A 9,222-nucleotide genomic window follows, 5' to 3' on the forward strand; every position below is an offset into this window, starting at 1 on the left:
GAATTGTCCCTTCCACCACTCGGCTTCAGCGCGATTTGTCACTGCCGGACCCGAAAAGCCGCTGCTCCAGCCATTCGAGCAGCAAGGGGCCGATCATCAGCACGACGAGCGTCATCGGCACGGCCAGCACGAGCGCCCCTCCGTCCTCACAGGAGCCCGCGCTGGCGGGCGACGGTGATCGCGTCGCGGCGCTGGCTGACGCCGAGCTTGCGGTAGATACCGCGAAGGTGGGTCTTGACCGTGTTGACCGAGACGTACAGCGAATGGGCGATCTCCTCGGCCGTGCGCATGGACGGCAGCTCGGCGAGCAGAGCCTGCTCCCGCTCGGTGAGCCCGTCGGCCGGATCGGGCACGGTGGCGGGCAGCGCGGTCAACACCTTGGTGACGAACGGTTCCAGCCTGCCGAACCGGCCCGCGCCGTCGGCCAGCAGCGCGCGGACCGACTGCCCGGCGTCACGGAACGGCCGCAGCGCCTCATTCGGCGCAGCCAGGCTGAGCGACTGGCCGAGCGCCTCGTGCGCCCGGTTGCCGTCCTCGGCCCGGTCCGCGAGGTAAGCCTCCAGCAGCCAGCAATCGATCAGCGTCGGCGCGGCGATGGCGCGGGTCTCCCCGCTGAGTGCCGGGGCCAGCAGCCGCCTCGCCGATCCCACTTTTCCCTTGTGGGTATGCAGTATCGCCCGGAGCAACGCCCGTTCGGCGGAGCGGACCAGCAGCGCGTCGGCCCGTTCGAGCACCTCGTACGCCCATACGTACTCTCCGACGCGCAGCGCCATACGCTGCTGGATCGGCGCGGCGTAGGCGATCAGCGCGGGCGCGACCGTCTTGCCGCCCAGCCGGTTCCAGTGCCCGCGCAGTGCGGCCGCGACCGCGTGCGGGTCTCCCGCGGTGTCGAAGGTGACCATCGCGTCGACCGTGAGGACGAGCAGTTCCACCGAGGGGTCGACCGGCCTGGCCAGCAGCCTGGTGGCCAGCGTGGCGAAGTTCAGCGCCGGTCCGTCTTCGAGCCGCTGGTAGGCCGCGAGTGCCAGCAACGCGTGCGTGTAGGCGCTGCGGTAGGTGGTCGCCCAGCCCCGTGCTTCGGCGAAGTCGAGCGCGGAGGCCGCGCGTTCGCCCAATTGGACGAGGTCGCCCTCGGCGGCGGCCGTCGCGGCCAGATGCGCCTTGCACTGCAGCGCGACCGCGTCCCGCCGTTCGGTGACGGCCAGCTGATGCGCACGCTGCAGGTCCGCCTTCGCAGCCCGGTGATGGCCGGACCAGGCATGGGCGACACCGCGGTTGACCAGTGCCAGCAGGTCGATGTCGACCGCGCCGGTCCGGCCGCCCCTTGTCGCGTCGAGCATCGCCAGCGCCGAGCCGAGGTCACCTTGCACCCTGGACTGCTGCAACCGCACGGCCGCGTGCAACGCGCGCAGCCGGTGGGTGCGCAGCGGATGGGCGGCGTTGTTGATGCCGCGCAGCCTGCGGTCGGCGGCGGGCAGGTCACCGAGATCCAGCGCGGCGGCGGCGGCGACCAGCGCGACCGATGGCCGGTCGAGCACGTGCGGCGGCACGGTGTCGAGTATCCGGCGCAGCCGGGCCGACTCTCCTTTGTGGACTTGCTCGAGGCCGAACTTCCCGATCAGGCGGGTGACGAGATCGTCGTCACCGGCCGCGATGGCGTGGGTGACCGCGCGCAGCGGGTCGCCGGAGTTGAGGAACCAGCCCGCCGCGGTGTGATGCAGCTGGTTCTGCGCGGACACCCTGCGCCGCCCGAGCTCGGCTCGCAGATAACCGCGCAGCAGCGGGTGGTACCGGTACCACCGGCCCGACCGCGAGCAGGTGACGCCGACAATACCGCCACGTTCCAGCCTGCCGAGAATTTGACCGGCGTTTTCCTGCTTGGACAGTGCCGCTGCGAGATCCTGAGTGAATGTGTGGCAGATACAGGTCGAGAGCATGAACCGTTCGACGTCCTCAGGCTGGCGGGTGAGCACTTCGCCGATCAGGTAGTCGGCCACCATCCGGTCGTCCCCGGTGAAACCGGTGATGAGTTCGGCGGGCTTGTTCGAATCGGCGAGCGTGATGGCGGCGAGCCGTAAACCGGCGGCCCAGCCTTCGGTTCGTTCCATCAGCAGTGCCAGTTCGGATTCGGTCAGCCGGATGCCTTGGTTCGAATAGAGCAATCGGGTTTCGTCCGTGGTGAAAGTGAGGTCGCCGAAGCCGATTTCGCGGAGCCTGCCCTCCAATTTGAGCCTGGGCAGGATCAGTGGCGGCGGAAACCTCGCCGACAGCACGACGCGGACGGTGGACGGCGCGTGCCGCAACAGGAGGTTCAGCGTGCCGAGTGCGTTCGCGGCCGACACGTCGTGCACCCCGTCGAGCACGAGGACGACCGGGTGCGGCAGCCGCTCGAACGCCTCGATGACCGCCGCGAGGAAGGCCGCGTACGACCCGCTTCGCGGCGGGGTGAGTCCGTCGAGCGGCCCCGTCCGTTCCCAGGCGCCGCTGACCTGCAGCGCGCGGATGATCGCCGACCACAGCGCGGCCGGATCGTTGTCCTCCCGGTCCAGCGACACCCACGCGACGTGCAGGTCACCGCGTGCGGTCCGGCGCCGTGCCCAGGTGGCGAGCATCATCGTCTTCCCGGCGCCCGCCGGAGCGCACACCACGGTCACCGGCGACCCGGCCTCGGTGCCCGCCACCGCGGCGTCCAGCCTGGTCTCGAGTCGTTCCCTGGTCAGTGTCACGGTCGTGGTGACCGGGATCCTCACCTTCACCATGGCCACCGGGGTATCCGCTCCCGCGTCCTCCGCGGTGTCCGCGGCCTGTTCGAGTCCTGCTGTGGTTCTCGGCCCAGCCAAATACATTCTTCTCCTCACCGATACGAATGTGTCCCGGGGTCGTCGAGAGAGGTGACCAGTACAATGAATTTGACGACCTCGCGAAGCCGCGACGGCAAATTCGTCAGCGCCACCGCCACCCCGATGAGCTCGTTCGCGCCCCGGCCATGGCCCTGCTCGCGCCCGTTTCGCTGCGCGGAGACGATGAGGGAAAGAAACAGGCCCAGCAGCGCGATCCTGGCTCGTCCGCGTTTTCGGTCCGATCCGCTCATGAATGCCAGCTCCCGTCCATGCTCCGCATCGTTTTCATCGCAGAACACCCATGGTGCCGACAGGAAAAGCAGAACACTTCGTCCGCCGAGGGTGACCTCGCGTGCGCACAGAGTCCGGACCGTGAACGCTAGTGGAGCGGTACCGGTTTCCTTCCTATTGGCGGTGGCGTGTCCGCATTGGTCCACAATGGACATATGGCGCGCCTGACCGTCGAATCACCCGCCGCGGGTGAAGATCGCCGCGCATACCGGTCAGGCGCGGGAGTCGAGTGCCGTGTCGAGCGCGATCGCCGCATCGATGAGGGCCAGGTGGGTGAACGCCTGGGGAAAATTGCCCAGCTGCTCACCGGTCGAGCCGATTTCCTCGGCGTAGAGCCCGAGATGGTTTCCGTAGGTGAGCATCTTCTCGAACACCAGCCGCGCCTTCTCCAGCCGCCCCGCGCCCACCAGCGCGTTGACGTAGTCGAAGGTACACAACGAGAAGGTACCTTCGGAGCCTGGCAGACCGTCAGGGGAAGCCGCCGGGTCGTACCGGTACACCAGGCTGTCGGTCACCAGTTCCCGTTCCATCGCGTCAAGCGCCGCGAGCCACAACGGGTCGTCGCCCGCGACGAACCCGGACCGCGGCATCCGCAGCAACGACGAGTCGAGCACGGCCGATCCGTACCGTTGCACGAACGCGCCTTTGCCGTCGTGCCAGCCATGTTCCCAGAGCTGGGCGTGGATCCGGTCGCGCTCGGTACGCCACCGCTCGACCGGGCCCGGCCACCCGAGTGCCGCGGCGAGCCGGAGGCCGCGATCGAACGCGACCCAGCTCATCAGCTTGCCGTAGGTGAAGTTCTCCCGGCCGCCCCTGGTCTCCCAGATCCCTTCCTCCGGGCGGTCCCAGTTGCCGGCCAGCCAGTCGAGCAACCCGGTCAGCGCCTGCCAGCCGCGGTGGCCGACGGTCAGTCCGCGTGCGGCGGCCTGGTGGACGCTGTCCAGCAGCTCGCCGTAGATGTCGAGCTGGAGCTGGCCGGAGGCGTCGTTGCCGATCCGCACCGGGTGTGAACCCCGGTATCCCTCCCAGTGCGGCAGTGTCTCCTCGGAGAGGTCCGATGAACCGTCCACTCTGTACATGATCTTCAGCGGGCCGCCGTCCGCGTCGTCCTGCCGCTGGTACCGGCCGCGCAGCCAGCGGGCGAACGCCGAGGCCTCGTCGGTGAAACCCATGGAGAGCAAGGAGTGCACCGCGAACGAGGCGTCCCTGACCCAGGTGTAGCGGTAGTCCCAGTTCCGTTCGCCGCCGATCCGTTCCGGCAGCCCGGCGGTGGGTGCCGCGACCATGGCCCCGGTCGGCGCGTAGGTCAGCAGCTTGAGTGTGATCGCGGACCGGTTGAGCGCCTCGCGCCACCGTCCCCGGTAAACCGACTTCGCGAGCCAGTCGCGCCAGAAAAGCACTGTCTCGTCGAAGATCCGCGTCATTTCGGCGACGGGGATCGTCCTCGGTGGCCCGTCTGCGGCCGACTCCAGCACGAAACCACGCACCTGGCCCGCGCGCAGCTTGACCGAACCACGCACGGCGTCTTCCGAAATGACCTCGACGTCCGCGATCGCGGCGTCATCGGGTTCGCGCACCGTGTGGAGGGTGAGCACGACATCGCCAGCGTCGAACACGACGCCGTCGGCCGTCACCCGCGTCAAGTGCTCCCGGCGCCCGTAGTCGAAGCGTGGCGCCAGTTCCACCTCGAACTCGATCTCCCCGCGCACACAGCGCAGCATCCTGGCAAGCCGATGGTTCGCGGTGACCGACGGCCCGGCCGGCGGCATGAAGTCGACGACCTCGCCGGTGCCGCGCTCGGTCATGAACCTGGTGATCAGAATGGCCGTGTCGGGCAGGTACAGCTGCCTCGCGCGATAGGAACCGGCGGCCGGGCCGACGCGGCAATGCCCGCCGCGCCCGCTGTCCAGCACCGCGGCGAACACGCTGGGCGAGTCGAAACGCGGGCAGCAGAACCAATCGACGACCCCGTCGGTGCTCACCAGCGCGCTCGTGTGGAGATCACCGATCAGTCCGTGGTCGGCGATCATGGGGTACTGGGTCATGTCCGTCTCCTTCGTCCCCTCACCGCCACTGTGTCCGCGGTGCCCGGCGCCGGGCGTCATCCGCCGTGGATGACCTCGGGCTCCGGTGGCCCGGCGTTATCGCGCGATCCGGGTGATGAGCCCGGCCGCCGCCGCGTGCGACGGTGACCGCGGTAATGGTCCATTCAGGGAACGGAGTCAGCATGCGCCAGCAACGCCACGACCGGCCGCGGACCGAGACCTCGGCGGACGACGAATGGGCGGTGGGGCCGGGGACCCCACCACCGGGTTCTCGCTCCCGGATGTGGGCAGGCTGGGTCTGGTTCGCCGCGGTGATGATGGTCATCATCGGCATCTTCGGCGCGATCGAGGGCCTGGTGGCCCTGTTCAGGCAGGAGTACTACGTCGTCGGGCCCGAGAACGTCCTCGTGTTCGACGTGACCGGCTGGGGCTGGTTCCACCTGATCGCGGGCATCCTGGTGGCGCTCACCGGGGTGGCGCTGTTCCTGGACGCGGTCTGGGCCAGGGTGCTCACGGTCGTGCTCGCCGCGGTCGACGCGGTGGCCCAGCTCGCTTTCGTCCCGGTCGCGCCCGTGTGGTCCACCATCGTGATCGCGCTGTGCGTGATGGTCATCTGGGCGATCGTCGTGCACGGTGGTGAAAGCCGGCTCGAGCTGTGACGGCGACGGCCACGCCGGATCGGGCGGCACCCGGTCCGGCGTTGCCCCGCTGCCTGGTGCTCCTGCTCGGCACGGCCTCGGCGGTGGTCACCGTGGCCGGGCTCAAGGCGATGGCCTGGCTGATCGCGCCGGTCCTGCTCGCACTGGTGATCGTGATAGTGCTCAGCCCGGTGCACAAGTACTTGCGGGAGCACGGTTTCCGGACTTGGGCGGCGACACTCGTGCTCGTGCTGCTCATCTACGGGATCCTCGTCGCGTTCAGCCTGGTGGTGATCGTCTCGCTGGCCAAGCTCGCCGCACTGGTGCCCCAGTACACCGACCGGGTCAGGGCACTGGCGACGACGGCCGCCGATGCCGCTGGGCGCCTCGGTGTGCGCCCTGGCGGGCTTCGGGAGGCCGCGAGCTCCATGGATCTGGGCAAGGTGCTGACCTCGCTCGGCGGGCTGCTCGGCGACGTCGCCGGGCTGACCACGAGCGTCGTGTTCCTGCTCGCGCTGCTGCTCTTCTTCAGCGTGGAGGCCAACGGCATCGACACGCGGCTGGCCGACATCGACGGTGACCGGCCGCAGATCCGGGTCGCGCTCGGCGGTTTCGCCTGCCGGACGCGCCGCTACCTCGCCGTGGCCACGGTCTTCGGCCTGATCGTCGCCGTGGCCGACACGGTGGCGCTGGCCTGGCTCGGCATCCCGCTGTCCGTGCTGTGGGGACTGCTTTCCTTCGTCACCAACTACATTCCGAACATCGGGTTCGTGCTCGGCCTGCTCCCGCCCGCGCTGCTGGGGCTGCTCGGTTCCGGCTGGCAGCGCATGGTGGCCGTGATCGTGGTCTACGTGCTGATCAACTTCGTGGCGCAGTCGGTGATCCAGCCGCGCTACGTCGGCGACGCGGTCGGCCTGTCGACCGCGTTGACGTTCCTGTCGCTGGTGTTCTGGGCCTGGGTGCTCGGTCCGCTCGGAGTGCTGCTGGCCGTGCCCGCCACGCTGCTGGTGATGGCCGTGCTGGTGGACGTCGACCCGGCGGCGGGCTGGGCGGCGGCGCTGCTGCGCGCGCCGCCGAAGCGGGCAGGCGAGGTCACCACAGGATGAGCACGACGAACAGGAGCGCGGCGACGATGTTGATCAGCCAGCTGTGCTGGGTCATCCAGTCGCGCACGTGCGGCATCGCCTGTTCGGCCTTGCGCCGGAAGAGCAGATAGCCCAGCAGCGGCAGCGCGGCGATCAGCACGGTGGCGGCGATGAACGGCCAGGCCGCCGCCACCGTGGCGCCGGTCCGCGCGAGCTCGGCGCCCACGGTGATCATCACGACGACGTCCGACGGGAACAGCCCGAGCAGCAGCAACCCGGTGGTGAACGCCTTCCCCGGGCCCGCCGTCATCAGCGAACCGAGCCAGCTCGGCGGTTCGATGGTCCGGCGGTTGACCCAGTTGTACACCGCCACCGCGAGCAGCGCGGCCACCAGCAGGTACTCGATTATCTTGGCGAGCTTGCCGTCCTGGTCGCCACCGGCCACGAGGGACTGGCCAAGCCAGGTCGTGAGCGTCACCCCGGTGTACACGGCGAGCGTGACGCCCGCCAGGAACGACAGCGACACCGCGACCGGCCGCTTGGCCGTGATGAAGATCAGCGCGGCCACGATCTGCGGCCCGGCCATCATCGTGACGGCGAGCGGCAGCACGGCGAGGTTCGTCATGTCGGCTCCGATCCCGCGGCTCGGCCGCGTTTCCCGGAGCCTCCCAACCGGCGGGGCGCATGGTCATCACCCGCGCCGGGCGATGCGCAGGGGTGCGCGCATGGCTTGCGATGGCAGCAGCGAGAACCCCACCAGCGGAAGGACATGACCATGGTTACGTTGACCATCTGGCGCTTCGACTCGGCCGAAGGCGCCAATCGCGGGGCACGGACATTGGAGGTGCTGACCCAGACAGAGCTCATCAGCGTCCATGACGCCGCCGTGGTTTCGTGGCCGGAGGGCCGGAAAAAGCCCGTACTGCACCAGTTGCGGCATTTGACCAGCCGTGCCGCGCTCAGCGGTGCGTTCTGGGGCATGCTGTTCGGGCTGATCTTCCTGGTGCCCTTGCTCGGTGCCGCCGTCGGCGCGGCGGCGGGGGCCGCGGGGATGGCGCTGACCGACGTCGGCATCGACGACAAGCTGATCAAACAGGTGCGCGACCAGCTCCGCCCTGGCACGTCGGCGTTGTTCGTGCTCAGCTCCGGCGCCGTGATCGACAAGGTGAGAAATGCCTTCACCGGGCAGGACAAGCCCGAGCTGATCTTCACCAATCTTTCGGCCGAAGAGGAGCGGAAGCTGCGCGAAGTGTTCTCGGACTCCTGATCAGACAGTCCACTGAGGAAGGACCGGCCGTTCACTCCTACTTCCTGCTTGGGCCAAGTGGGTCACCTGGGTGCGCTTCTCTTCTCATGTCGACGAGACACCTGGTATTGATCTGTCACGTTGCTACGTCACAAAGGAGTGACCCATGGCCGTCCCTGCCCGAAAACTGTCACTGATTCGGATGAGCGCGGCCCTGGGGGTCGCAGCGCTCGCGATGCTCGGTGTCGTGAGCCCCGCCAACGCCGTCAAGGCGACCAACTACGTCGCTCTCGGCGACTCCTACTCCTCGGGAGTGGGCGCCGGGAGCTACGGCAACTCCGGTGGCTGCAAGCGCAGCGCCAACTCCTATCCGCAGTTGTGGGCCAACAAGCACGCCGGCACCACGTTCACCTTCGTCGCCTGCTCGGGCGCGCGCACCGGCGACGCGCTCAACCAGGCCGACTCGATCACCTCGTCGGCGACGCTGGTGACCATCTCGATCGGCGGTAACGACGCCGGGTTCGTCGATGTGATCACCAAGTGCACCCTCGGTTCCGACCAGGACTGCGTCAACCGGGTGAACACCGCGAAGGCGTACGCCACCAACACGCTCCCGGCGTTGCTGGACGGCGTCTACAACAAGATCAAGTCGAAGGCGCCCAACGCTCGCCTGATCGTGCTCGGGTATCCGCGCTTCTACACGGTGCCGGGCTCGTGCAATGTCGGGCTGAGTGACACCAAGCGGTCCGCGATCAACTCGGGCGCGGACACCATCGCGTCGGTGACCTCGGGGCGCGCCTCCGCGGCGGGCGCGACCTTCGTGGACGTGCGTGGTTCGTTCACGGGCCACAACATCTGCTCGGGTGGCACCTCGTACCTGAACAGCCTGACCTGGCCGGTGGACGAGTCGTACCACCCGACCGCGCTCGGGCAGTCCAACGGCTACTACCCGCCGCTGGCTTCGGTGACGGGATAAGGGGTCGTGAGCGTGGGGGGGGGGGGGGGGGGGGCCCCCCGCCGGCACGCGGGGGGTGACCGTGGGGGGGGGGGGGGGGCCCCCGCCCCCCAGGGGGTGGC

The 9,222-nt window shown here is 68.9% G+C and carries 8 protein-coding genes; 4 read left to right on the top strand and 4 right to left on the bottom strand.

The features are described 5' to 3' along the window. Positions 1-146: 146 nt before the first annotated feature. The 3 genes from ACFV15_RS30715 to ACFV15_RS30725 are packed head-to-tail and all read right to left on the bottom strand — an operon-like array spanning position 147 to position 5,176. Positions 147-2,840 carry a LuxR C-terminal-related transcriptional regulator gene (locus tag ACFV15_RS30715; protein WP_378354600.1) on the bottom strand — a complete coding sequence of 898 codons (2,694 nt, stop codon included), beginning with the start codon at positions 2,838-2,840 and terminating at the stop codon, positions 147-149. A gap of 14 nt (positions 2,841-2,854) precedes the next feature. Next, on the bottom strand, positions 2,855-3,286 hold the full coding sequence (locus tag ACFV15_RS30720; RefSeq protein ID WP_378354601.1) for a hypothetical protein: 432 nt from the start codon (positions 3,284-3,286) through the stop codon (positions 2,855-2,857). Positions 3,287-3,343: 57 nt separating this feature from the next. Next, the gene (locus ACFV15_RS30725; RefSeq protein WP_378354602.1) at positions 3,344-5,176 is read right to left on the bottom strand and encodes a glycoside hydrolase family 15 protein; all 1,833 of its coding nucleotides are present in this window, start codon (positions 5,174-5,176) and stop codon (positions 3,344-3,346) included. A 182-nt stretch (positions 5,177-5,358) separates the two neighbouring features. Between ACFV15_RS30725 and ACFV15_RS30730 the strand changes: the two genes are divergently transcribed. Together ACFV15_RS30730 and ACFV15_RS30735 are read left to right on the top strand one after the other, a co-directional pair. Further along, the gene (locus ACFV15_RS30730; RefSeq protein WP_378354604.1) at positions 5,359-5,835 is read left to right on the top strand and encodes a hypothetical protein; all 477 of its coding nucleotides are present in this window, start codon (positions 5,359-5,361) and stop codon (positions 5,833-5,835) included. Beyond that, on the top strand, positions 5,832-6,920 hold the full coding sequence (locus ACFV15_RS30735) for an AI-2E family transporter (protein ID WP_378354605.1): 1,089 nt from the start codon (positions 5,832-5,834) through the stop codon (positions 6,918-6,920). Before ACFV15_RS30730 ends, ACFV15_RS30735 begins: the two co-directional genes overlap by 4 nt. Here the strand turns inward: ACFV15_RS30735 and ACFV15_RS30740 are convergent. Further along, the gene (locus ACFV15_RS30740) at positions 6,907-7,524 is read right to left on the bottom strand and encodes a GAP family protein (RefSeq protein ID WP_378354607.1); all 618 of its coding nucleotides are present in this window, start codon (positions 7,522-7,524) and stop codon (positions 6,907-6,909) included. The genes ACFV15_RS30735 and ACFV15_RS30740 overlap by 14 nt on opposite strands. 150 nt (positions 7,525-7,674) lie before the next feature. Here ACFV15_RS30740 and ACFV15_RS30745 point away from each other — a divergent pair, with 150 nt between their 5' ends. Both ACFV15_RS30745 and ACFV15_RS30750 read left to right on the top strand, forming a co-directional pair. Continuing rightward, complete coding sequence (locus ACFV15_RS30745) at positions 7,675-8,166, top strand: DUF1269 domain-containing protein (protein WP_378354608.1); 492 nt, start codon at positions 7,675-7,677, stop codon at positions 8,164-8,166. A 181-nt stretch (positions 8,167-8,347) separates the two neighbouring features. Continuing rightward, the gene (locus ACFV15_RS30750; RefSeq protein ID WP_378354609.1) at positions 8,348-9,121 is read left to right on the top strand and encodes an SGNH/GDSL hydrolase family protein; all 774 of its coding nucleotides are present in this window, start codon (positions 8,348-8,350) and stop codon (positions 9,119-9,121) included. Positions 9,122-9,222: the final 101 nt, after the last annotated feature.

The sequence above is a fragment of the Amycolatopsis sp. NPDC059657 genome, assembly GCF_042734395.1.
GTDB lineage: Bacteria > Actinomycetota > Actinomycetes > Mycobacteriales > Pseudonocardiaceae > Amycolatopsis.

Bases quoted from the DNA above. Each gene is read 5' to 3' on its own strand.
- ACFV15_RS30720 (WP_378354601.1), bottom strand. From the start codon at position 3,286: ATGTCCATTGTGGACCAATGCGGACACGCCACCGCCAATAGGAAGGAA.
- ACFV15_RS30725 (WP_378354602.1), bottom strand. From the start codon at position 5,176: ATGACCCAGTACCCCATGATCGCCGACCACGGACTGATCGGTGATCTC.
- ACFV15_RS30730 (WP_378354604.1), top strand. From the start codon at position 5,359: ATGCGCCAGCAACGCCACGACCGGCCGCGGACCGAGACCTCGGCGGAC.
- ACFV15_RS30740 (WP_378354607.1), bottom strand. From the start codon at position 7,524: ATGACGAACCTCGCCGTGCTGCCGCTCGCCGTCACGATGATGGCCGGG.
- ACFV15_RS30745 (WP_378354608.1), top strand. From the start codon at position 7,675: ATGGTTACGTTGACCATCTGGCGCTTCGACTCGGCCGAAGGCGCCAAT.
- ACFV15_RS30750 (WP_378354609.1), top strand. From the start codon at position 8,348: ATGAGCGCGGCCCTGGGGGTCGCAGCGCTCGCGATGCTCGGTGTCGTG.